At 55.4% G+C, this 22,496-nt stretch carries 22 protein-coding genes and 1 riboswitch; of the genes, 15 read left to right on the top strand and 7 right to left on the bottom strand.

Going from position 1 to position 22,496, the window contains the following annotated elements; all coding sequences use genetic code 11:
• Window positions 1-8: 8 nt before the first annotated feature.
• On the bottom strand, window positions 9-389 hold the full coding sequence (locus HBA55_RS10325; RefSeq protein ID WP_166990153.1) for a PilZ domain-containing protein: 381 nt from the start codon (window positions 387-389) through the stop codon (window positions 9-11).
• Between the two features lie 192 nt (window positions 390-581).
• Window positions 582-836: riboswitch (cobalamin riboswitch) on the top strand.
• Between the two features lie 127 nt (window positions 837-963).
• On the opposite strand from HBA55_RS10325, the gene HBA55_RS10320 reads away from it, so the two are divergent.
• Genes HBA55_RS10320 through HBA55_RS10285 form a run of 8 tightly spaced genes read left to right on the top strand, consistent with a single transcriptional unit; the run spans window position 964 to window position 9,774 of the window.
• Entirely contained in the window at window positions 964-2,850 is a 1,887-nt protein-coding gene (locus tag HBA55_RS10320; RefSeq protein ID WP_166990151.1) for a TonB-dependent receptor domain-containing protein, read from the top strand.
• 9 nt (window positions 2,851-2,859) lie between these two features.
• The gene (locus HBA55_RS10315; RefSeq protein WP_166990149.1) at window positions 2,860-3,876 is read left to right on the top strand and encodes a FecCD family ABC transporter permease; all 1,017 of its coding nucleotides are present in this window, start codon (window positions 2,860-2,862) and stop codon (window positions 3,874-3,876) included.
• A complete protein-coding gene (locus HBA55_RS10310; protein WP_166990147.1) occupies window positions 3,876-4,646 on the top strand; it encodes a heme ABC transporter ATP-binding protein in 771 nt (256 codons plus the stop codon). The genes HBA55_RS10315 and HBA55_RS10310 overlap by 1 nt, the downstream gene beginning before the upstream one ends.
• A gap of 2 nt (window positions 4,647-4,648) precedes the next feature.
• The gene (gene cbiB, locus HBA55_RS10305) at window positions 4,649-5,551 is read left to right on the top strand and encodes an adenosylcobinamide-phosphate synthase CbiB (protein WP_166990145.1); all 903 of its coding nucleotides are present in this window, start codon (window positions 4,649-4,651) and stop codon (window positions 5,549-5,551) included.
• Complete coding sequence (cobD, locus tag HBA55_RS10300) at window positions 5,545-6,588, top strand: threonine-phosphate decarboxylase CobD (protein WP_166990143.1); 1,044 nt, start codon at window positions 5,545-5,547, stop codon at window positions 6,586-6,588. Before cbiB ends, cobD begins: the two co-directional genes overlap by 7 nt.
• Before the next feature lie 21 nt (window positions 6,589-6,609).
• Window positions 6,610-7,515, top strand: coding sequence for a cobalamin-binding protein (locus HBA55_RS10295; RefSeq protein WP_206019705.1), 906 nt, complete (start codon window positions 6,610-6,612; stop codon window positions 7,513-7,515).
• Window positions 7,516-7,532: 17 nt separating this feature from the next.
• Window positions 7,533-8,228, top strand: coding sequence for a 5,6-dimethylbenzimidazole synthase (bluB, locus tag HBA55_RS10290; protein ID WP_166990141.1), 696 nt, complete (start codon window positions 7,533-7,535; stop codon window positions 8,226-8,228).
• Complete coding sequence (locus HBA55_RS10285) at window positions 8,221-9,774, top strand: cobyric acid synthase (protein ID WP_240945993.1); 1,554 nt, start codon at window positions 8,221-8,223, stop codon at window positions 9,772-9,774. Before bluB ends, HBA55_RS10285 begins: the two co-directional genes overlap by 8 nt.
• Here HBA55_RS10285 and cobS read toward each other — a convergent pair.
• The 4 genes from cobS to cobU form a co-directional block, all read right to left on the bottom strand.
• A complete protein-coding gene (gene cobS, locus HBA55_RS10280) occupies window positions 9,764-10,516 on the bottom strand; it encodes an adenosylcobinamide-GDP ribazoletransferase (protein WP_166990139.1) in 753 nt (250 codons plus the stop codon). The two genes, HBA55_RS10285 and cobS, sit on opposite strands and share 11 nt — an antisense overlap.
• On the bottom strand, window positions 10,517-11,167 hold the full coding sequence (locus HBA55_RS10275; RefSeq protein ID WP_166990137.1) for a histidine phosphatase family protein: 651 nt from the start codon (window positions 11,165-11,167) through the stop codon (window positions 10,517-10,519).
• A 2-nt stretch (window positions 11,168-11,169) separates the two neighbouring features.
• Window positions 11,170-12,219 carry a nicotinate-nucleotide--dimethylbenzimidazole phosphoribosyltransferase gene (cobT, locus tag HBA55_RS10270; RefSeq protein WP_166990135.1) on the bottom strand — a complete coding sequence of 350 codons (1,050 nt, stop codon included), beginning with the start codon at window positions 12,217-12,219 and terminating at the stop codon, window positions 11,170-11,172.
• Between the two features lie 61 nt (window positions 12,220-12,280).
• Entirely contained in the window at window positions 12,281-12,826 is a 546-nt protein-coding gene (cobU, locus tag HBA55_RS10265; protein ID WP_166990133.1) for a bifunctional adenosylcobinamide kinase/adenosylcobinamide-phosphate guanylyltransferase, read from the bottom strand.
• Between the two features lie 225 nt (window positions 12,827-13,051).
• Here cobU and HBA55_RS10260 point away from each other — a divergent pair, with 225 nt between their 5' ends.
• A complete protein-coding gene (locus tag HBA55_RS10260; RefSeq protein ID WP_166990131.1) occupies window positions 13,052-14,056 on the top strand; it encodes a diguanylate cyclase in 1,005 nt (334 codons plus the stop codon).
• Here HBA55_RS10260 and HBA55_RS10255 read toward each other — a convergent pair.
• Window positions 14,049-14,681 (bottom strand): uracil-DNA glycosylase family protein, encoded by a 633-nt coding sequence (locus tag HBA55_RS10255; protein WP_338109390.1) that lies wholly within the window; start codon window positions 14,679-14,681, stop codon window positions 14,049-14,051. The genes HBA55_RS10260 and HBA55_RS10255 overlap by 8 nt on opposite strands.
• Before the next feature lie 35 nt (window positions 14,682-14,716).
• Window positions 14,717-15,835, bottom strand: coding sequence for a CvpA family protein (locus tag HBA55_RS10250; protein ID WP_166990971.1), 1,119 nt, complete (start codon window positions 15,833-15,835; stop codon window positions 14,717-14,719).
• Window positions 15,836-16,012: 177 nt separating this feature from the next.
• Between HBA55_RS10250 and HBA55_RS10245 the strand changes: the two genes are divergently transcribed.
• The 6 genes from HBA55_RS10245 (at window position 16,013) to HBA55_RS10220 (ending at window position 22,496) form a co-directional block, all read left to right on the top strand.
• Window positions 16,013-16,855 carry an HAD-IIB family hydrolase gene (locus HBA55_RS10245; RefSeq protein WP_166990129.1) on the top strand — a complete coding sequence of 281 codons (843 nt, stop codon included), beginning with the start codon at window positions 16,013-16,015 and terminating at the stop codon, window positions 16,853-16,855.
• 27 nt (window positions 16,856-16,882) lie between these two features.
• Window positions 16,883-18,109, top strand: coding sequence for a glycosyltransferase family protein (locus HBA55_RS10240; protein WP_166990128.1), 1,227 nt, complete (start codon window positions 16,883-16,885; stop codon window positions 18,107-18,109).
• The gene (locus HBA55_RS10235) at window positions 18,106-19,920 is read left to right on the top strand and encodes a sugar phosphorylase (RefSeq protein ID WP_166990126.1); all 1,815 of its coding nucleotides are present in this window, start codon (window positions 18,106-18,108) and stop codon (window positions 19,918-19,920) included. The genes HBA55_RS10240 and HBA55_RS10235 overlap by 4 nt, the downstream gene beginning before the upstream one ends.
• A 68-nt stretch (window positions 19,921-19,988) precedes the next feature.
• Complete coding sequence (locus HBA55_RS10230) at window positions 19,989-20,570, top strand: TetR/AcrR family transcriptional regulator (protein ID WP_166990124.1); 582 nt, start codon at window positions 19,989-19,991, stop codon at window positions 20,568-20,570.
• A 96-nt stretch (window positions 20,571-20,666) separates the two neighbouring features.
• Window positions 20,667-21,776, top strand: a complete 1,110-nt coding sequence (locus HBA55_RS10225) for an NADH:flavin oxidoreductase (protein ID WP_166990122.1) — start codon at window positions 20,667-20,669, stop codon at window positions 21,774-21,776.
• Window positions 21,777-22,097: 321 nt separating this feature from the next.
• Window positions 22,098-22,496 (top strand): hypothetical protein, encoded by a 399-nt coding sequence (locus tag HBA55_RS10220; RefSeq protein ID WP_166990120.1) that lies wholly within the window; start codon window positions 22,098-22,100, stop codon window positions 22,494-22,496.

Below are 22,496 nucleotides of genomic sequence, written 5' to 3'. Positions count from 1 at the left end.
CGCGCGAATCAGTCTTCGTCGCTGATGGGCGACATGAGTTCGTTGAGTTCTCGTTCCGAGGCACGCGGGTCGCCCAAATTCAGCTCCACCAGGCGCCGCAGGTGGCTGATGCTTTCCACATCAATACCCTGGCAGGCAAAGGCCAAATGGCCCTCCTGCTGACGTACCAGTTTCACCTTCATACGAATCTCTGTCTGGTCAGCCAGACGGATAGTGGCCGTGGCCATGTGGTGTGGGTCTACAGCACACTTTTCCGGCTCGGCGATCAGCAGTCCTTTCAGTGACAGGTCAATCAGGCGGCACTGCCAGGAATGTTGCTGTTGGCGCAGCTCCGTCCAGGCATTAAACGGCACGCGGCTGAAACGGCGTCTCTCCTGTGATTGGGTCATAGCATCTGTCGTCGCACAGTGGATACTGCCCCATTGTAGAGGCAGATGACTGTTGTCACCAGCTTTCAGGGCTCCACCTTGGCTCAGAAATTGAGCGATTATGTCCAAATTGGTGGTTTTTTAGCAGGAATTTGGATAAATACGCTCACGTCTGCTTGACTAAAAGCAACGCCGGACTTAGTCTGCCCGCCGTTATTCAAGGTGCCTTGAGGTTACTGGCGCTCCTTTTCAGGAGCATTTAGGTGACTCAAGGGTAAACGGGAAGAGTGGTGAGTCTCTTGGCCGATGTCCTGCCCGGACACGGATCAGGCCAACTTGGGAACCCAAAACGGTTCCGGACAAAACCAACGCTGCCCCCGCAACGGTAATTCGCCTCTTGGTTAAAACCCTGTTGGGTAAAAACCTTAAGGCGATAAGCCCGATACCGGCCTCGAGTAATGGCGCGTTACCGCGCGCTTAACGATGAAGCGGAGGGCTTTATCGGTAGGAATTCTGCGAAGGCCGTTTGTCCGGTGCTTCCTCCCTGCTTGCTGTCCCTCCCTCAATCCAATATTCAGGTTGAGGAGAAACCCCTGTGAAACCATCAAATGTACTACCTCTGGCCGCCGCGATTGGTCTGGCCTCTGCGACGCACGCCGTTCAGGCCGCCCCTGCCGCCGTTGACGAAACCATGATTGTAACCGCCAACCGGGTTGAAACCCCGATTACCGATGTCTTGGCCCCTGTCAGTGTGATTACGGCTGCCGATATCGAGGCGCTGCAGATCACCAACATGAACGAAGTCTTGTCACGCATGACGGGCGTGGATACCACTACCAGCGGCGGGCCTGGTTCCAACAACAGTATTTATATTCGCGGTGGCAATACGGTTCATACCCTGGTACTGATCGACGGTGTCCGCGTGAATTCCGCGACCTTGGGGCAGACTCAGATTGAGTTGCTGGACCTGTCCAATGTGGAGCGCGTGGAATTGGTTCGTGGGCCTGCATCGGCGCTCTACGGTGCTGATGCTGTCGCTGGGGTTTTACAGGTATTCACCAAAAAACAGCAAGCGGATACGCTGACTCTGAAGGCGGAATTCGGCAGTCAGGAATGGAGTCGTACCGGTTTTCGCGCCGGGTTTGGTAACGACGATACCCATCTGACCCTGGGGGCTACCCACGAAGCCATGAACGGTTTTGATCGTCGCGAGACAGATACCTTCGGCAATGACGATGACGACAATTACCGCAATACTCAATTTAATGCCAGCTTCACCCATAACTGGACCCAAAACCACACCTTTCGTGCGACCTATATGCTCAACGAGGGTCATAGCGAAATCGACAGCATTTGCCGAAACGGTTCGTTTGCACAAGTGGCGTGCCTTCCTTTCGCCGACACTCGCCAAGAGGTTCTGAATCTGGAGGAGCTGTGGCAAGTCAATGACAGTCTGCGCTTGCAGGCGCAGATCGCCCGTACCATTGATGAAACCGACAATGGGGATGACCTGGTGACCGGTGAAGAGGTGTCCGGCAGCGACTCAGCGTTCGAAACCACCAAAGACACTTACGCCGTTCAAGCCCACTGGAACCTCAATGAAAAAGTGGCACTGACTGCCGGCGGTGAGTATTACAACGATGAAGTGGAGTCGACCAACGCCTATCTCGATGACGAGCGCGATAACGTTGCCTGGTTTGTGCAGGGGCAGTTCGATCTGGGCAACCACAATATTCAACTGGGTTTGCGTAACGACGACAACGAAGCCTATGGTTCTCACACCACACAGACATTGGCTTGGGGTTACCGTCTGAACGACCAATTGCGACTGATCGCGAGCTGGGGTACTGCATTCCGTGCGCCGACCTTTAATGATCTCTATTGGCCGGAAAATCCGTTCGGAGTGGGTAATCCCGATCTGGATCCCGAGGAAAGCGAAAACTCAGAACTGGCTTTGAAATTCGCGCAAGGTCCGCATCGCGCCAATCTGGCGGTGTACCGCAACCGTGTGGATGGCATGATCAACTGGGCTCCGGTGATTCCTTTCGATTTCGGCGGTCAGTGGACGCCATCCAATCTGGATGACGTGCTGGTGGAAGGTTTTGAAGTGGATTACGCCTTTAGCCAGGGTGCCTGGTCGGCCTCGGTTAACTACGCCTGGACCGACGCGGTGGATCTGGCAATCGACGACCCATTACCCAATCGTCCCCGCAAAACTTTTAATGCCGATATCGATTACGGATTTGGCAATTGGCAGGTAGGGGCGGGACTGCGCCTGCGGGGTGATCGGACAACCCGTGACTGGCAAACCCCAACTCTGCCCGGCTTCGGTGTACTGGACCTGCGCGCCAACTACCGCTTTAGCGAAACACTGCGCATTGATGCCAGCCTGACTAACGTGCTCGATAAGGAATACACCCAGCACGTAGGTTACAACGAGCAGGGTCGCGGTTTTAAAGTTGGGGTTTCTTACAGTCTTTAATTCAATGTGATGCAAAGAATCCTTCCCCGACATTGCCTGCTCGCGCTGCTGGTGTTCTTGCCAGTGGCGTGTGTGTTCGGGTTGATGATCGGCCCGGAATGGATTCTGCCCTTCAGTTTCGGTAATGATCACGCGGTGATATCCAACCGCATGATCATCGAACAAATTCGTCTGCCGAGAACACTGCTCGCCGCGATTATTGGCGCCGCTCTGGCAGTATCCGGTGTGGTGATGCAGGGCCTGTTTCGCAACCCTCTGGCAGACCCATCGCTGATCGGGGTGTCATCCGGTGCCTCTGCAGGGGCCAGTTTTGTGATTGTGCTGGCCAGCGGTTGGTTGGGCAGCCAGGCTCTGCTGGGTGTTTCACTGATTGCGCTGGGGGCGTTTCTCGGGGCAATGGCGGCCACACTGGTGGTGTACCGTTTGGCTGCCAGCGACACCGGCACCTCTGTTGCCACTATGCTATTGGCCGGCATCGCCATCAGCGCTATGGCCGGCGCATTGAACAGCTTTCTGAGTTTTATCGCCGACAACCATATGCTGCGTCAGATCAGTCTGTGGCAAATGGGCTCGCTCAGTGGTGCCACCTGGACCAAAACCGGCTTTGCGGCCCTGGCTGTGGGTGCGATGTTGATTCTGTTTCCGCGTTACAGTCAGGCGCTAAATGCGTTATTGCTGGGGGAATCCGAGGCGCGGCACCTGGGGGTGGATGTTGACCGTATCAAAATGCACATCATTGTTCTGGTGGCGTTGACGGTGGGTGTTGCCGTTGCTCTTTCCGGTACTATCGCGTTTGTGGGGCTGATAACGCCTCACATGGTACGGCTGCTGATCGGTCCTGATCACCGTCACCTGATTCCCTGTTCAGCCCTGGCGGGAGCCATTCTGTTGATCCTGGCCGATGCCTTTTCCCGCTATCTGTTAGCGCCGGGAGAATTACCCATCGGTGTGGTGACGGCGCTGTTGGGAGCCCCCTTTTTCCTGTCTCTGCTGCGTCGCCAGGGCGGCAGTACGGGGGCCATGTGATGCTGCGATTAAACAACATTCAATTGCGCTTCGGTTCTGTACCGATCCTTCAGGACATTGACCTGCACTTGCAGGCGGGTGAGGTGGTCGCCGTCCTCGGTCCCAATGGCGCCGGCAAGTCCTCTTTGCTGAAAGTTGCCAGCGGAGAGTTATTGCCCGTCGACGGTGACGCACAGTTTAATGGCGACCCGTTGCGCTCATTACCGGTACAGCTGAAAGCGCGCCATATGGCAGTGTTGCCGCAGTTATCGTTGCTTAATTTCCCTTTTCAGGTCGACGAAGTGGTGTTGCTGGGACGTACGCCCCACGATACCGGAATCGAAGCGGATCGACGCATTGTCGATGAAGCGCTCAGGGCCGTGGATGCCCATTACCTGCGCCGGCAGCTGTACACACAACTCTCAGGCGGTGAGAAACAGCGCGTGCAGATGGCGCGGGTGCTGACCCAAATCTGGGAGGCGGGCGGCGAAGGCGATCGTCTGTTGATTCTGGATGAGCCCACCTCTGCATTGGACTATGCCCATCAGCGCATGGTCGGCGATATCATGCGGCGGTTGGCGGATAACGGTGTCGCCGTGCTTACGGCTCTGCACGATCTTAACCTGGCGGCGGGCTGTGCTGATCGCATCGTGCTGATGCGCTGTGGTCGTATTTTTGCTGAAGGAACCCCGGAAGAAGTGATGCAGGAGGATCTTCTGCGCGAAGTGTTCGAAGTGGATTTTCACCGGGTGACGCATCCGCAAACCGGCAAACCCTGGCTGTTGAGTTGACGATGGGCTGGTCAGTTTTTTTCGCGCTGTTACTCGATCGCTATATAGGGGAACCACGTCGATGGCATCCGCTGGTGGGTTTTGGAAATCTTGCCGGTGCTGTTGAGAAGCACCTGAATCGTGGCCATTGGTTGATGTTAAAGGGCGCTGTGGCCTGGCTGTTAATGGTATTGCCTATTCCCGCTGTGCTTTGGTTGCTGCAAGAAAACCTGCAGGGTATCGCGCTCTGGCTGTTTTCCATGCCGGTCCTGTACCTGACCATTGGTTGGCAAAGTCTGCGCGAACATGCAACCGCGGTTTGCGTCGCCTTTGACCTCGGAGGTATCGAAGCGGCCCGTCAAAAAGTCAGTTTGATTGTCAGCCGCGATACCCAGGCTATGAACGAAGCCGAAGTGTCTCGTGCCACGCTGGAGTCCGTACTGGAAAACGGCAGCGACGCCATCTTCGCCCCTTTGTTTTGGTTCTGTCTGGCGGGGCCCGCCGGTGCGGTCTTGTATCGGTTCGCCAATACCCTGGATGCCATGTGGGGTTATCGCAATCAACGCTTCCAACGCTTCGGTACCTTCAGTGCTCGCGCCGACGATGTGCTTAATCTGATTCCGGCCCGTTTAACAGCGCTTTGTTATGCGCTTTTGGGGCGCACGGGCGCAGCCTTGGATTGCTGGCGCCGACAAGCGTCTTCCTGCGCCAGTCCAAATGGCGGGCCAGTGATGTGCAGTGGAGCGGGCGCGTTGGGTGTGAGTCTGGGCGGCCCCACCCATTATCACGGTGCCCTTCAGCAGCGTCCTTTGATGGGAGAAGGAGAGCGAGCTGCGATGGTGGATGTCAAACGTGGAGTAACGCTGGTGGACCGTACGGTTCTGTTATGGGCGGCTGTACTGTTGTTGGGAGGTTCGATTTGCTAAATCACGGCGGCCAACTCAATAAAGCAAAGCAACTGTTCCCTCGGGCCCCGCAACCCTGGCTGGATCTCTCCACGGGAATTGCGCCCTGGAGCTGGCCGGTGTCGGAGATTCCCAACGCTATCTGGCAGCGCCTGCCCGAAAGCGATGCGCCCTTGCGTGAGGCCGCGGCCGACTATTACGGGGTGGATAGCGCAAAACTGATAACTGTGGCCGGCTCCCAGGTGGCCATCGAAGGCATTCCCCAGGTATTTGATCAGGCATCGGTAGCGATACCCCGCTGGGGTTATGGCGAACACGCTCGTCACTGGCAGCGTCAGGGGCACCGGGTTCACTATTACGACAATGCTGCACAGGTAGAAACATGGCTGCAGCAAGGCCGGGTGCAGTACGTGGTGGTTATTCAGCCCAACAATCCAACCGGTGCCTGCATTGATGAGGTGCAATTGGAGAATTGGAGGCAGAGGCTGCTGCGCAACAACGGCTACCTGCTGCTGGATGCCGCTTTTGCAGATGTGGACGCCACCACGCCGGGGTTGGGTCTGCAGGGAGCACCCGGTGTTTTGGTGCTGCGCTCTGTGGGCAAATTTTTCGGGATGGCCGGTCTGCGATTGGGATTTGTGGTTGCGGATGCCGCAGTGCAGGAAATATTGTCACAGCGGATTCCGCTGTGGTCTGTATCGGGACCGGCGCTATGGGCGGGGCAACGAATGCTGCAGGATCGGGCCTGGCAGCAGGCTCAAAGGCAGCGCATTACCACTTTTCGGAACCGTCTGGAGGCAGTGCTGCGCACCTGCCCGGCGCTGGCAAAGGCGTTGCAGGAAGCATCCAGGGCAACACTGTACAGAGGGCCGCTGTTTTTGACTGTGTTTGGAGATCCGGCCCTACTTGCAGCCATTCATCAAGGCGTGGCTGAACAGGGTATCTGGCTGCGCCTGTTTCAACCCGTCGACGGTCGCTCCTGCCTGAGGTTTGGGTTGGCCGATGCTGAGGGACTCGCGCGCCTGCAGCATGCCCTTGAGCGATTGGCTCAAGACTGACAACAAACGGAAACAGAAACAATGTTAAGAATTGGATGCAAACTGTTGCTGCTCTTGGGTGTGTTGTGCACTCCTATGGTGGTAGCGCAATCGGTGAGTGTTACTGACGACCTGGGTCGTGAGGTGACCTTGTCGGCGGCGGCCCAACGGGTGGTGGCTCTGGCGCCACACATCGTGGAGCAGGTGTACGCGGTAGGCAGTGGCGAGCGTCTGGTGGGCGCGGTGAACTACAGTAATTATCCTGAGGCGGCCAAAACGCTGCCAAGGGTAGGGACCTATAAGTCATTCAGCAGCGAAACCATTCTGCGGTTGCAGCCGGATCTGGTATTGGCCTGGTCATCGGGTAATGGCCGCCAGCGGGTGGCGCCCATCGAGGCTCTCGGTATTCCGGTGTACTACTCGGAAGCGCGAGCCTTGGAAGATATTGGCCACTCGCTGGAAAAGATCGGCCGCCTGACCGGCAGCGCGGGGGCAGCGGCGGCTCGCAAAGCTTTCGAACAAAGATTACAGGCGCTGCGCTCCCGTTACGCCGACCGTGAACCGATCAGTGTGTTTTACCAAGTGTGGAACCAGCCACTGCAAACCCTCAATGGCAAGCACTTGATCAGTGATGTGATGAAGTTGTGTGGCGGGCGCAATGTGTTCGCCGATGCTCATTCCCTGGCACCCAAGGTGAGTGTGGAAGCGGTGCTGCGGTTAAACCCTCAGGTGATTCTTGCCAGCGGCATGGGCGAGGAGCGACCGGAGTGGCTGGACGAATGGCGTCGCTGGCCGGCACTGCAGGCAGTGGCGCAGGAGCAGTTGAAGTTTATTCCCCCGGATATCTTGCAGCGCCACACCCCTCGGGTACTTGATGGTGCCACCATGATGTGTGAACACTTGCAGCAATCGCGACGGCATTATGCGCAAGGCCGTCAGGCCCACTGACATGAGGAGAGTCTTCGTTGAGCGATTCTAAAGACAGTTTTCCTGAATCGGAAAAGGCCGGTGTTTATCGGGCGATTTACCAGCGTCGCGATATGCGCCACTTTCTGCCAGACCCTCTTGATGAAGCTCTGATCGAAAAACTCTTGTCGGCCGCCCACGCTGCCCCCAGCGTAGGTTATATGCAACCCTGGCGCATTTTGCGAATTCGGGCCCGGGCCACCCGTGAAGCATTGCATGGGCTGGTGGAAAAGGAGCGCCAGACAACCGCCAAAGCCCTGGGCAAACGCTCGGACGAATTTATGCAGCTGAAAGTTCAGGGCATTCTCGATTGTGGCGAAGTCTGGGTGGTGAGTTTGATGGAGGCCCGGGAGCGACACCTGTTCGGGCGGCGCACCATGCCACAAATGGATCTCGCCTCTGCCAGTTGTGCCATTCAAAATCTGTGGCTGGCAGCCCGGGCCGAAGGTGTGGGTGTTGGATGGGTATCTCTGTTTGAACCAGAGGATCTCAGATCGCTGTTGGGAATGCCCGACGGAGCCGATCCGATTGCCATTCTGTGTATCGGACAAGTCCCGGAATTCTATGATCAACCGATGCTGGCTAAGGAGGGTTGGGCGCAGCGCGGCGACTTGAACGATTATGTGATGCTGGATGCTTGGGATGAAGACAAAGCCATCCGCGCACAGCAACAGTGGGAGACAACCGATGAGTGAACACGCCCGAGACTGGGGTTCGCCAACAACCCTGATGGTTCAGGGCACCACTTCTGATGCCGGTAAGAGCACGCTGGTGACTGCATTGTGTCGGCTGTTTTCCCGACGCGGCCACAATGTCGTTCCCTTTAAACCGCAAAATATGGCGCTCAACAGTGCTGTCACCCAAGACGGCGGTGAAATCGGCCGGGCGCAGGCCGTACAGGCGTTTGCCGCCGGCTTGCCGCCACACACTGACATGAACCCGATATTGCTGAAGCCCAACAGCGATACCGGCGCACAGGTGATTGTCCATGGTCGCGCTATCAGCAATATGGAGGCCACGACTTATCACGACTATAAGCGTGTTGCCATGGATGCGGTGTTGGAATCTCACCAGCGGCTCCAGGCCAACTATCGTTATGTATTTGTAGAAGGTGCGGGCAGTCCGGCAGAGATTAATCTGCGCGAAGGCGATATTGCCAATATGGGCTTTGCCGAGGCAGTCGACTGTCCGGTAATTCTGATCGCTGACATTGATAAAGGCGGTGTTTTTGCACATTTGGTGGGTACACTCGAGCTCTTGTCGCCTTCGGAGCAGCAACGGGTGGTGGGCTTTGTGATTAATCGCTTTCGCGGCGATATCGATTTGCTGAAATCGGGGCTGGATTGGCTGGAGAACAAAACCGGTCGGCCGGTGTTGGCGGTTTTACCCTACCTGCAGGGCTTTCACCTGGAGGCAGAAGACGCATTGACGGCGAGTACGCAAGCGACGGTTGAACAAGGCGTGCCCAGGTTAAAAATTGTGGTGCCCGCGATACCCCGCATCAGCAATCATACCGACTTCGATGCGCTGCGGTTACACCCACAAGTGGATTTCACCTATGTTGGGCCGGGTCAGACCATTCCTCCTGCCGATCTGATTATTTTGCCCGGCAGCAAACACGTCATGGCGGATCTTGAATTTCTCAAAAGCCAGGGATGGCCCGAGGCGATTGACCGCCACCTGCGTTATGGCGGTAAATTGATTGGTATCTGCGGTGGCTATCAAATGCTGGGTCGCAAGATCAAAGACCCTGACGGCGTGGAAGGCAATGTTGCCAGTTGTGACGGTTTGGGCCTGCTAAAGCTCAAGACACGGCTGTACCCGACCAAGCAATTGATTAATCGTCGCGGTCTGTTGTTCGATGGTCAAACACCGGTAAGCGGCTATGAGATTCATGCTGGTCGCACCCGCGGCGAAGCGCTATTGCGCCCGGCGGTGCATTTGCGGGACGACAAGGTGGCTGACAGTCAGCCACAGCAACCGCTACAAAACGATGGCGCCATCTCCGCCGATGGTCAAATATTCGGAACCTATTTGCATGGCTTGTTCGACCATCCACCCGCGCTGGAAAAAATGCTGCAGTGGGCGGGGTTAAAACAGGTGCAAGCTTTCGATTACGAAGCATTGCGAGAACGGGAAGTTTCCCGGTTGGCCGATACCCTTGAGCAACGTCTGGACTGGGAAGCCTGGCAAGCGGCGTTGCCTGGCTTTTTAAAGGAAAAAACACCTGTCAGTGGATAAGCGCCGCGCATAGCAGTGCGGCCTCAAGTATTTCAATGCTGGCGCCGGTGGTGTCTCCGGTGCTGCCGCCTAACCGATGGCACATCAGCCGGCGTAATGCCCACAACAATAGAATGCCTGCCATTAGCATGCTGAACACTTGCGAACCTGGTAACAATGCCAGGCTCACAACTAACGCCAACAAAACAGAGATCGCCATTGCCAGCACTGACGCGTATTCCAGAAAATCGGTGGCGATGCCGGACTCGCTGACGTAGTCCGTACTCAGCATTAACGCCAGTGCGGCAGTTCTACCCAGCATGGGGGTGACAGCGATGATCAGCCACTGCTGATGCTCGATCAGCGTCTGCAGTGCCGCGAATTTGATCAGTAACACACAGACAATGGCGATCACGGCCGCGCTTCCGCTGCGGGGGTCTTTCATAATTGTCAGGGTTCGTTCACGGTCGCCGCCGGCCAACCAACCGTCGGCACTGTCTCCCAATCCATCCAGATGCAAACCGCCGGTTAGCGCCGCCCAAAGTGCTACCATTACCGCGGCAACTGCTGTGACGGGCAATACCGTGTGGAGCCACCAGCCCGCCAGCGCAAGCAGAGCGCCAATGATGAATCCTACCAACGGAAACAATGGAAATGCACGGCCCGCATCCTGAGGCCGGTAGTCCGGCAAGGTGGGTACTGGCAGACGCGTCAAAAAGGCGAGTGCGGTGATAAAAGCACGTACGATAGGATGTGACAGCATTTATTCACTCCGCGTTTCACTCGGCCAGGCTGTGATATGTTGCTGCAGCTGAACCCAATCGGGTTCACCTTGTTGATGGTGGATGCGCAGTTGACTGAAGCCGGCGTGCGCAACCGCGAGCCTCGGCAAGTGACTGAGGGGCATGCCCAGAGCGCTGCCCAACAAACTGCGAATGACCCCGCCGTGGGTGATGAGCAGACATTGACGATGGCGAAATTGTTGCTGCAAGCGCGCAAAACACTGTTCGATCCGTGTGTGAAAGTCTTGCAGTGACTCTGCGCCAGGTATCGTTACCTTATCGGGGGTTCTCCAAAACAGGGCCAGGGTTGTCGGGTCCTGTTGCTCGATGTCGACAATATTGCGGCCTTCCCAGTGTCCGAAAAAAATTTCCTGCAAATCAGTTTCAATGTCCAATGGCAGCGCCAGCTTCTCAGCAAGGTGTTGCGCAAATGTTTGGCATCGCTGCAGCGGCGAACTGACAATAACATCCCAGGATTCAAATGCCGGGTGCTGCCGGGCGCTATCCACAGCGGTCACCATTTGCTGCCATCCCTGCGGAGAGAGTGCAGAATCCGTATGACCCCGGAAGATAGAGCCATCTGTACATTCGCCGTGCCGCAGCAGGTCAAAGCCTGTGAAAGAATACGTCATGATCACCGCTCGCGGTTATCGACACCGGCAGTTGCAAACGTCGCCATCTGGTTGTGCAGTGCACAGGCCAAACGCAAAAGGGGAACGGCGACGGCTGCACCGCTGCCTTCACCCAGACGCATGCCCAAATCCAGCAGAGGGGATTGGTCAAACTCCTGTAGCAAGCGCTTGTGCCCCGGCTCCGCCGAGCGATGGGCGATCAGTAACCACGGCGCGACTGCGGGATTAATGGTGCGCGCGTAGAGCGCCGCTACGCTACAAATATAGCCGTCCACCAATGCCGGTAAGCCTCGCTGTGCACAGGCAATATAGGCGCCCGTCAGCGCGGCAATTTCAAATCCCCCGAGATACTGAAGCGTCTTTAACGGTGTTTGGGATGACGCGTGAAATAAATCCAGCGCCCGCTGAATGACGGCCGCTTTATGAATCTGGCCGCTGTTGTTCAGCCCTGTGCCCGGCCCGACAAACTGTGAGGCGGGTTGATCGAACCAGGCACAGGCCAGAGCTGTGGCTGAGGTGGTGTTGGCAATGCCCATTTCGCCGCCGATCCACAATTGTGCACCGGATTCTGCGGCCGCCAGAACGCGGTCACGGCCTATTCCCAGGGCCGTTTGTAACTGCGCTTCCGACATGGCGGCGCGGTCAACAAAATTTGCTGTGCCGTCTGCGATACGTTGGTCGTTTACGCCGGGCAGCTGTTCCAGAGCAGTGGCGGTACCCGCATTGGTAACTTGCAATTGAGCACCCAGGGACTTGGCGAGTACACAGATGGCAGCGCCGCCACTGGAGAAATTCTGAACCATTTGCACGGTGACGGACTGCGGAAATGCGGAAACCCCTTCCGCGGCAACGCCGTGGTCGGCAGCAAAGATATCAATGGCCACCTGTTCGCAGTTGGGAGTCTCACTGGCCTGCATGCCGGCCAGGGTAATCGCCAGTTGTTCCAGCTGACCCAAAGAACCGTTTGGTTTGGTGAGGCTGCCTTGACGCTCTTTGGCCTTTTGCCGATGCGATTCACTGATGGGGGCGGCTTCAAGGTGGTACCAGCTCATGACATTTCCTGCTTGCTAGTGGTTGTGAAAATAGTGAGTTGAATCCTTGGTGGCAAGGATCTTAGCTCAGGGGTGGACCTTTTAGCACCATCGGCAGACCGGCGGCGGTAAAGATGACCCGATCGCAGAGCCCGGCACAGGCCTGGTTGAGAAAGCCGGATTCATCCACAAATCGCCGATTGATTTCTCCCAGAGGCACTATGCCCATACCCACCTCATTGCTGACCAGAGTGACCGGTGTCGTCACTTGAGTAAGCGCCTCCAACAAGGCCGCCCGTTGCTTTGTCCAGGCCTCACCCTCGGCGTAGTCCTCACTTCGGAGCAGCAGGCAATTACTCAGCCACAGCGTCAGACAATCCACCATAATGGCGTCCACTTGCCCATCGAGCTGCAGTAATCGGGCACCCAATTCCAGGGGTTCCTCTATGGTTTGCCAATGCGCCGGCCGTTGATTGCGGTGATGCCGCACCCTGGCTTGCATTTCGTCATCGTGAAAACGCGGGTCTGCGGTGGCAATATAAGCCACGGAGTCGCCCTGCAACTCACAGAGTTGCTCCGCCAGGCGGCTCTTACCGGAGCGGGCACCGCCGAATATCAGTTGTTTCATGTCAGAGTGTCGTTCTCAACAGTGGGTTTTGCGGGTACCTAAAGTAGGTGGATTGTACTTCAAAACCGCCGTACTTATTACAAAAAACGCCGATATTGCCTTTAGTAATAACAAAATCGGAGAGGCAAAAGACCGGGAGTCAGCGACTTGGGGACAAGATTTTTTCTACACTTAGAAAGTGGTGTCCGCGTATAAAAGCAAAAGCACGCCCTAACGGAGGACTCTATGAATCAACTCCCGATACGGGACTTAATGACCAGGGATGTATTGTGTATTGAACCCGATGCTTCATTGGACCGCGTCATCGAGCTGATGCATACCAAGCGGCGATCCTGCATCGTTATCGTTGATGGCCGCAGCCCCGTGGGAATCATTACAGAACGGGATATGGTGAAGATTCTGTCGGAGCTGCTGGTGATGTGTCCGACGCGCAAGTTTACCGTGTCGGACTATATGTCTGCGCCACCCGTCTGCATTAATCAGGACGCCTCTCTCTATGAAGCTTTGGTGATTACTCAGGCGCGACGTATCCGCCATTTGCCCGTGTTGGATGCGCAGGAGAATATTATTGGCATTTTGACCCAGGGGGATATTGCCGGTGCTCACTTCCAGGCGGTAGAGCAGCAGCGGGAGATCATTGAGCGCCAAATCAGCGAACGCACTCAGGAATTGATCGAAGCCAATGAGGAACTCAAGGCGCTGTCTCTGCAGGATGCTCTGATGGGAATTGGCAATCGCCGGGCCATGGAAGTTGATATCCAGTTTACCCACTCCAACGCCAGCCGCTATAACCGCCCCTACTGCATGGCGTTGCTGGATGTGGACTTCTTTAAAAAGTATAACGACCATTACGGTCACCAGGCCGGAGATGAAGCCCTGCAAGAGGTTGCCAGCTGTACCAAGGCCAGCATTCGCAGCTCAGACAGGCTCTACCGTTATGGCGGCGAGGAGCTGTTACTGCTGCTGCCTGAGACGTTGATCGAAGATGGTGCCATGGTGGTCGAACGTGTTATCGGCAATCTGCAGCAAATATCGGTGACACACGAACACAGTCCTTTTGGGAAGTTGACCCTCAGCGCAGGTTTGAGTGCAGTGGATGCCAAGGGTGGCGATGACCATATTTCCGAGTGGCAGGATGCGGTGGAGGCGGCGGATAAGCGCCTGTATAGAGCCAAGGAGGGCGGTCGCAATCAGTTGGTCTGGATCGATGAGGTAAAGAAGCTCACTTGACCAGCAGCGACTGGGTCTGTTGCCGTAACCAGGGTACCACCTCGGATTCAAACCAGGGATTGTTCTTGAACCAGCGAAGGTTGCGTGGCGAAGGATGAGGCAGCGGCAGAAACTTCGGGGTGAAGGCCTGCCAATCCATGACACGTTCGGTAAGCGTACGGTAGTTGCCAGCCCTTTCGCTGTCGTCGGCGCTCAGGTAGTAGGCCTGGGCGTACTGGCCGATCAACAGGGTTAACTCGATATTGGGCATCCGGCTCAATAGGGCATCGTGCCACTGCGGGGCGCATTCTTTTCGAGGTGGCAAGTCCCCACTTTTGCCCTTGCCCGGATAGCAAAACCCCATGGGCATGATGGCCACTTTGCGGGGGTCATAAAAGACCTCCCGATCCATCTCAAGCCACTTTCGCAGGCGATCACCGGACGGATCATTCCAGGGGACGCCGGTATTGTGTACCCGTGTGCCCGGAGCCTGGCCGATGATCAGCAGACGTGCGTTCGGGTCTATCTGCACGACGGGGCGAGGCCCCAGGGGCAGATGTGCCTCGCAAATCGAGCAGTCGCGCACCTGGCCGAGCAGTTCGGTCAAGTCCTGGCTGGGAATCAGAGCGTGGGAAGCGTCGGTCACGTTTAAATGGTCACATTAAAGATGGTCGAATTGCCCTAGTCGGGGCGCGCTTGGTCGGAATAGTGAGTATGCCCGTTTTCGTCCACCCAGCGGTAGATACGGGTTGCCGGCTCAGGTAATGCCGGCATAGCGTCCTCTTGGCTGACGTCGGCGGGCGGCGGTGATCTTTCCCCTCTGGGGGCTTCTTGTTCTGAAGCTGCGGCAGAGGGTTCAGCGGTAGAAAGTAGCGCAGTCATCAAACGAGAGGTTTTTGGATGAGTCAGTAATCCAATAGGGTTGCCCGACTGTAATTGTTGCTGTACCTCGGGATCCTGTAGCAGGGCCTGTAACTCGGGGTCTTGTCGCAATGCCAAACCGCGCTGCAAATAGGTGATCATGACATCAGCCAGTTGCTGGTCGCTCACCTGACCAGGGGGGAACAGTGAGCGCATATCTTCCTGCTCGCGCAGTGCTTGAAAGTCCGGGAGGTTGGTAATGGCGTTCTTATCGCCCCCGAGCAGTACTTGCTGATTGGCAGGCTTACTTAACAAGGCTTTTAGAGGAGAGCTCTGGCTAAGTCGCTGGAAAGTCTGCAATGTTTCGGCGGGTTGGGTCATCAGCTGCGCCATAGCCGTGCCCGAAGGCGAGGTATCATCGCTGAGCTGCACTATCTGGTGGACCACCATGTGGGATGCCCGATCCACCAATTTCTGGCCAATACTGTCGCTGTCCGGGGGAGGGTTGTTCTCACGCAGTTGCGCATAGATCCCGGTAGACGGCATCTGCTGCAGGGCAGCGGTCAGAATCCCGTAAAACCAGAGCACCAACAGGGCAATCACGAAACCAGCTACCGCACCAACGCTGGCACCACCCCAGCGGACAATGGGCACTTTGACAAAGCCTTCTGGCAGGGGTTTGGCCATCAAATACACAAGCAGCTTCACGGCCAGGCTGGCGGCCACAAACAGCCCGACGGCAACGGTCAGATAACGTATGGCGGGTGACTGGATTTGAGCTTCCAGCGTCTGCGCAACGGATTCTGTGAATCGCAGTGACCCCGCATAACCGGCAATCAGCGCCAGAATCTGGCCGCAGGCCTTTAACGCGCCGGCGCGATAGCCGCGCCAGGCGAAAAAAGCAATGCAAATCAGTATAACGGTATTGGCGATATCCATAGACGTGCCAGTGTAAACCAATCCAAGTGCCTCAAAAAAGAGCGAATACAGGACGGCTGCTCCTTTACTGTGCTCATGTTTGGTGCATAAGGAGGCCTATGCTCCCGGGCAAAGAGACCTATCCGCTGCTATTGTGCAAAAGGGGCATGTTAATTGCTGAGCTAAGGTACAGGTGTTATGACGGCAAACAAAATGCAATTGATGGTATTTACAGATCTGGACGGAACGCTGCTTGACCACCATAGCTACAGCTACGAACCGGCATTGCCCATGCTTGAACGACTGCAAGCAGCAGGGGTGCCCGTCGTATTCTGTACCAGCAAAACCCGGGCTGAGGTAGAGCATCTGCGCAAACACATCGGCAATCACAGTCCCTTTATCGTCGAAAACGGGGCCGCCGTCTTTATTCCTGCAGAACAACTTTCTGCAACGCCGCAAGGTGCGCGACTGGTAAACGATTATTGGGTGCGGGATTTCTGCCCTCCCCGTCAGCATTGGCTAACCTTAATAGAAGAGGTGAAACCGCAATTCGGCGGGCTATTCGAGCATTTTGCCGCCATGGGCGATGCACGAGTGGCGGAGCTGACCGGATTGAACCTTGTCGAAGCGGGCAGGGCACGCGCGCGGGAATATGGTGAACCCTTACGATGGCTAGGCACTGACGAAGAGCTGACCGCATTCAGCGAGTGGTTTGGCTCTCGTGGCGCTCGGGTTCTACGAGGCGGGCGGTTTGTGCACCTGGCCGGCGAATCCGATAAAGGACAGGCACTGCGTTGGTTAACCGAGCAGTGGCGCCAACGTGAGCCCGACATGCCCGTGGTCTCCATCGCGGCGGGAGACAGCCACAATGACGTGGCGATGCTGGAAGCCGCCGATTACGCGGTTGTGGTTCGCTCTCCCGTGCAGGAACCTCCGGTCTTGCGAGGCGCTGGCAATAGCGTGGTTTCGCACAAGTGCGGTCCCGAAGGCTGGAGCGAGGGCGTCGAACATTGGTTAAGACACTTAGGTATTTCTCAATAAATTGATTACGGATTAAAGGAGCAGACCTTGGCAGACTTTTATCAGAACGGAATCGTGACCACCCTTCACAATTTGTCGAAACGGCCTCTGGCGGATTTGGAGGACGATTTGCGCGGTTTCAGCAAGTCTCGTCCCATGTCCCTTATTTTACCATCGCTGTTTTCTGAGCTGGAGGGGGAGGCTCTTCCCAATATCGTCGATCATCTGGTCGATGCCGATTATCTCTCGGAAATTGTGATCGGCCTGGATCGCGCAACAGAGGAACAGTATCGATATGCCCTGGAATTTTTCTCCAAGCTGCCCCAGGACCATCGCGTGCTGTGGAATGACGGCCCTCGGTTAAAAGCGCTGGACGCCGAATTGCAGGCACTCAATCTGGCACCCAAGGAATTGGGCAAAGGGCGCAATGTCTGGTATTGCATGGGTTATACACTGGCATCGGGAAGGGCAGAATCTGTGGCGCTGCACGACTGCGATATTGTGACCTATGATCGTGAATTACTGGCGCGTCTGATTTACCCGGTGGCCAACCCTCGTTTCAATTACGAGTTTTGCAAGGGTTTTTATGCGCGGGTCGCCGATGGGAAAATCAACGGGCGGGTGTGCCGGTTACTGGTGACGCCTTTATTGCGTGCACTCAAGAAGATCTTTGGTGAGCTCGAATATTTGCAGTATATGGACAGCTATCGTTATTCACTGGCCGGCGAATTTTCTTTTCGCAAGGATGTTTTGAACGATATCCGTATTCCCAGTGACTGGGGACTGGAGATCGGCGTGTTGTCAGAAATGCATCGCAACTACGCTAACAACCGTTTGTGCCAGGTGGATATCGCGGATGTGTACGATCACAAACATCAGGATTTGTCCTATGACAATGAACATGGCGGCTTGTCGAAAATGTCCATCGATATTTCCAAGGCGTTATTCCGCAAGCTGGCTACCCAGGGTAAGACCTTTAACACCGAAACTTTTCGGTCTATCAAGGCGACTTATTTCCGTATTGCGCTCGACTTTATCGAAACCTATCACAACGATGCAGTCATGAATGGTTTGACACTGGACATCCATCAGGAAGAAAAAGCGGTGGAGCTGTTTGCGCAGAATATCATGAAAGCGGGTGAGGCATTTTTGGATCGTCCGATGGAAACTCCGTTTATTCCAAGTTGGAACCGGGTAATCAGTGCCATGCCGGATGTGTTGGAGCGTCTGCGCGAAGCGGTAGAGTCGGACCATAAGGAGTTTTGTATCAAATGACAGCCTCCGGTTCAGTTGATCAGCGATCGATTGATGAACAACAGTTGCAGTCCCTTAAAGCGCGACTGGTGCATCATCTGGATTTAATCTATCACCAAACGCCTCTGAATATTGGCTATGAGGCTCTTACCGAGCAGCTGATCGAGCTAATGCGGTTGGATCAGGAAATCAGCTGTCCGGAACCCCATCACAACCCCTGGAGTCAGGAAGACGTTATCCTGATTACCTATGGTGATACGTTTATTCCGCAAGAGAAGGCGCGGACGGATGTTGATCCCAAGCCGTTGCAGGTGCTCAAACAATTTCTGGATGAACACGGCGATGGCCTCATCAACAGTGTGCATATCCTGCCGTTTTTTCCATTCAGCTCCGACGACGGATTTGCGGTTATCGATTTCTCCAGCGTAAACGAGGCGCTGGGTGATTGGAGTCATATTTTCGAAATCTCCAGTCAGTATCGATTGATGAGTGATCTTGTGATCAATCACTGCTCCAGCCGCAGTCTCTGGTTTCAGAATTTTATCAAAGGTGAAGGGCCGGGCCATGACTATTTCGTTTGTGCCGATCCCCAGGACGATTATTCCCATGTGGTCAGGCCTCGAACCAGCGATCTGTTACGGCCCGTTAAAACTGCAAAGGGGGAACGGCATGTTTGGTGCACCTTCAGTCACGATCAGGCCGATCTAGACTTTGCCAATCCCGCCGTTCTTAAACAATTTGTCTCAATTGTGCGGCAATACCTGGATATGGGGGTGCGTATTTTTCGCTTGGATGCCGTGGCATTTCTATGGAAAAAAGCCGGCACCAGCTGCATCAATCTGGACGAAACCCATGCAATTATCCGCCTTTTGCGATTGTTGATTGAGCACGCTGAAAGTGAGGCGGTGATCATCACGGAAACCAATATCCCCAATCGGGAAAACCTGTCGTATTTCGGCAATGCCAACGAAGCACACTGTGTCTACAATTTTTCGCTGCCGCCATTGCTGGTCAATACACTGGTGACTGGAAGCAGCCATCATCTCAAACTCTGGCTGATGAGCATGCCACCGGCTCAGAACGGCACCACTTACTTTAATTTTATCGCCTCCCACGACGGTATCGGTTTACGACCTGTTGAAGGCCTGTTGACCGAGACAGAGACCGATACACTTGTGAAGACCATGCAAGACTTTGGGGGGCGAATTTCCTGGCGGGCCTTGGGCAGTGGTGAAACCCGACCCTATGAAATTAATATCTCCCTGTTCGATGCCTTGCAAGGTACTGTCGACGGCGCTGATGGGTATGGTCTGCAGAGATTTGTTTGCGCCCATGCCATTATGTTGGGGCTGGAGGGGATTCCAGGAATTTACGTGCACAGTCTGTTGGGGACCCGCAATGACTACGCCCGCATGGAGCACACCGGTCACAACCGGTCCATCAATCGTCACCAGTGGTCTTACGATAGCCTTGAGTCAGAACTGGCCAATCAGAGCAGTTCCCATGCACGGGTGTTTAAAGCGCTGAAAAACCTGTTGGCAATCCGTCGCCGCCAGCCAGCGTTTCATCCCAATGCCACTCAATTTACTCTGCAGCTGGGCGATAAACTGTTCGGCTTCTGGCGCCAGTCCCACGACCGTCGCCAGAGCATCTTCTGCATCAGTAACATCAGTGCTCAAGAGCAGTCTTTGCAGTTGTCCGATATCAACCTGATTTCCACGGACCAGTGGTGGGATCTGATCGGCAGCGAAGAGTTACCGGAGGATGACGCCGTACTGGCGCTTGCGCCCTACCAAACGCTTTGGATCAGTAATCTGCGTGATTCTCAATAATTCCGGTGACTTCCCGGTCTCATACAATAGTTGCTAACTGACCTTGAGGTAGGTTAGTATCGCTGGCCATGCAAGTCAGACTGAAGAACCGCAAACAGCAGATCGTGGATCTGGCCCTGGAATTACTGCAGACCCGTGGGTTTGAAAATTTCAGCTACCAGGACCTGGCGCGCCAGTTGGGTATTACCAAGGCCAGTATCCATCACCATTTTCCCAAAAAGGAAGATCTGGGTGTGGCCCTGTGTCAGGCCATTCAGGATTGGCATGAACGGGAATTCAGTAAGTCTCGCGCTTTTGCCGGCTCCGCTCTGGAAAAGCTTGATCGCTATGTGCGAGGCACTCTGCGCTATGGCGGTTGCGAGAAAAAAATTTGCCCCCTCAGCAGCCTGCAGGCTGATATCGCATCACTGCCGGAGGCCATGCGGCCCGCGCTTAAACGGCTGGATGACCATGAGCTGGAGTTTGTGGCGGAACTGCTGCAACAGGGGCGGGATAACGGTGAGCTGAGCTTTCCGGGAGATGTGCGGGCCCAGGCAGTACTTGTTGTGCTGACCTGCAAGGCGGCACTGCAGTATTCACGCGTACATGGCAGCGAGATGTTTGATGAGGCTATGGCGCAGATGAAGCAATTAATGGTGGCTTCGCAATAGCGGAACCGCCCCTGTCAGGGCAAAATTTTTTGGCCTGATAACCATCCTACTAGTAGGTTAGTTGGGTGGGGCCAACATGAAAGACGGAGGTCACTAATGAGCAATACCGATAGCCTGTTTCAACCCCTGGAGTTGAAAAAACTGACGCTGCCAAACCGTGTGGTGATGGCGCCTATGACGCGGACCTACTCGCCGGGTAACGTGCCCAACGAAAAGGTGATTGAATATTATCGCCGTCGTGCAGCCGGTGGTGTGGGGCTGATTATTACCGAGGGCACCTGTATTGATCACAAGGCGGCTCACGGTTATCCCAATGTACCCAGCTTTCACGGCGAAGAAGCCCTGGCCGGCTGGAAAAAAGTGGTGGATGCGGTTCACGCGGAGGGCGGCAAGATAGCGCCTCAGCTTTGGCACGTGGGTGCTATTCGCAAGCCCGGCGTGAACCCCGGTGGCGATACTCCGGGCCACAGTCCCAGTGGCATGGCGGTGCCCGGAAAGGTTCGGGGTCACGCCATGAGTCAAGAAGACATCGATGAGGTGGTGGCCGCATTCGCCAAGGCAGCGGTTGATGCCAAGCGTATTGGTTTTGATGCCGTTGAAATTCACGGTGCGCACGGTTACCTGATCGACCAGTTTTTTTGGGATGGCACCAATCAGCGCGAAGACGGTTACGGTGGCGATCTGGCGGCGCGCTCGCGCTTTGCCCTTGAAATTGTCAGTGCGGTACGCGCGGCCGTTGGTCCCGACTTTCCGATTATTCTGCGTTGGTCGCAGTGGAAGCAGCAGGATTACAGTGCGCGTTTGGTGGAAACTCCAGAGCAATTGCAGGCGTTTCTGCAGCCGCTGAGCGATGCCGGTGTGGACATTTTCCACTGTTCCACCCGCCGTTTCTGGGAGCCGGAGTTCGAGGGCAGTGACCTGAATCTGGCAGGCTGGACCCGCAAGTTAATCGGTAAACCTGTTATCACTGTGGGCAGCGTCGGGCTGAATGCGGATTTTCTGCCGGAGGACGGAACTGCTGATTTCCGCAGTGCTGAGCCGGCCAGCCTCGACAATTTGTTACAGCGTATGGATGCCAACGAATTTGACCTGGTTGCCGTGGGTCGCGCATTGATTGCCAACCCGGATTGGAGCAATCAGGTTCGTGACGGCAATTTCGAACAGCTTAAATCCTACGACAAAGGTTTGTTGGCCGAGCTGGTCTGATATTGGCGATTTTGACCTCAATAGCTTCTCCCCACTGCACCGCGTGTGCAGTGGGCCTCCCATGTCTGTACCTTTCCGCAGCAACTTGCTATCATCAGCACCCGGTCGGTTGCAATTTTCTCTGCAGCTCCCATGTGATTCAGTCAATTCAACATCGGGTCGGGGCTTCTCCCTATTGACTTGATGCAGGCTGTTGTATTCGACTCAAGCAAAGTGCTAAATGGATCGCTTCCTGAGCGTTTAATGCACATGTTGAGCGGTAATCCGTGCGTATTTCCTGTATCTCGCACGTACTTCTGAAGAGTGGCATTCTAGTTTTACATGAAAAAACATATTGCTGTGCGTCTGAAATCCTACTATCACGCGGAAGCAGGATTTTCACACAATGGCGCAACCGTTATTAATGGGGCGTTGGAGAAGCGCGACCCGGCACTTCGCAATATCACGGAAGAACTCTACAACCAGGGTATGGCTTTCGATGTCGATGACTGCAGTCTGTTCTGGTTTCAAATCGAAGACGATAAACCAGCCAGCTTTTACAGCACCTTCAATGAGGTGGAACTGGCATTTGAAAGCGATTGGCTGGAAGAGCAGAAGTCACGCATGCGCAGCATGGGTGGCAATATGTATTACAACGCCTGCGCCGAGATTGCCCGTAGTTTTAATCTGAAAGACCAGTCACGCGAGATTCAGTATCGTCTGCCGACACGCGCCGCATGA

This window comes from Pseudomaricurvus alkylphenolicus (genome assembly GCF_011683955.1).
In the GTDB taxonomy this organism is placed as follows: domain Bacteria; phylum Pseudomonadota; class Gammaproteobacteria; order Pseudomonadales; family Cellvibrionaceae; genus Pseudomaricurvus; species Pseudomaricurvus alkylphenolicus.
Note: the sequence above shows the minus strand (reverse complement) of the source record. Positions and strands in the feature narration are given on the sequence as shown.

Coding starts and splice junctions, on each gene's coding strand:
- HBA55_RS10325 (WP_166990153.1), bottom strand. CDS start 389: ATGACCCAATCACAGGAGAGACGCCGTTTCAGCCGCGTGCCGTTTAAT.
- HBA55_RS10230 (WP_166990124.1), top strand. CDS start 19,989: ATGCAAGTCAGACTGAAGAACCGCAAACAGCAGATCGTGGATCTGGCC.
- HBA55_RS10275 (WP_166990137.1), bottom strand. CDS start 11,167: ATGACGTATTCTTTCACAGGCTTTGACCTGCTGCGGCACGGCGAATGT.
- cbiB (WP_166990145.1), top strand. CDS start 4,649: ATGGGCTGGTCAGTTTTTTTCGCGCTGTTACTCGATCGCTATATAGGG.
- HBA55_RS10260 (WP_166990131.1), top strand. CDS start 13,052: ATGAATCAACTCCCGATACGGGACTTAATGACCAGGGATGTATTGTGT.
- cobT (WP_166990135.1), bottom strand. CDS start 12,219: ATGAGCTGGTACCACCTTGAAGCCGCCCCCATCAGTGAATCGCATCGG.
- HBA55_RS10285 (WP_240945993.1), top strand. CDS start 8,221: ATGAGTGAACACGCCCGAGACTGGGGTTCGCCAACAACCCTGATGGTT.
- HBA55_RS10220 (WP_166990120.1), top strand. CDS start 22,098: ATGAAAAAACATATTGCTGTGCGTCTGAAATCCTACTATCACGCGGAA.
- HBA55_RS10310 (WP_166990147.1), top strand. CDS start 3,876: ATGCTGCGATTAAACAACATTCAATTGCGCTTCGGTTCTGTACCGATC.
- HBA55_RS10245 (WP_166990129.1), top strand. CDS start 16,013: ATGACGGCAAACAAAATGCAATTGATGGTATTTACAGATCTGGACGGA.
- HBA55_RS10295 (WP_206019705.1), top strand. CDS start 6,610: ATGTTAAGAATTGGATGCAAACTGTTGCTGCTCTTGGGTGTGTTGTGC.
- HBA55_RS10315 (WP_166990149.1), top strand. CDS start 2,860: ATGCAAAGAATCCTTCCCCGACATTGCCTGCTCGCGCTGCTGGTGTTC.
- cobU (WP_166990133.1), bottom strand. CDS start 12,826: ATGAAACAACTGATATTCGGCGGTGCCCGCTCCGGTAAGAGCCGCCTG.
- HBA55_RS10225 (WP_166990122.1), top strand. CDS start 20,667: ATGAGCAATACCGATAGCCTGTTTCAACCCCTGGAGTTGAAAAAACTG.
- cobS (WP_166990139.1), bottom strand. CDS start 10,516: ATGCTGTCACATCCTATCGTACGTGCTTTTATCACCGCACTCGCCTTT.
- HBA55_RS10250 (WP_166990971.1), bottom strand. CDS start 15,835: ATGGATATCGCCAATACCGTTATACTGATTTGCATTGCTTTTTTCGCC.
- HBA55_RS10235 (WP_166990126.1), top strand. CDS start 18,106: ATGACAGCCTCCGGTTCAGTTGATCAGCGATCGATTGATGAACAACAG.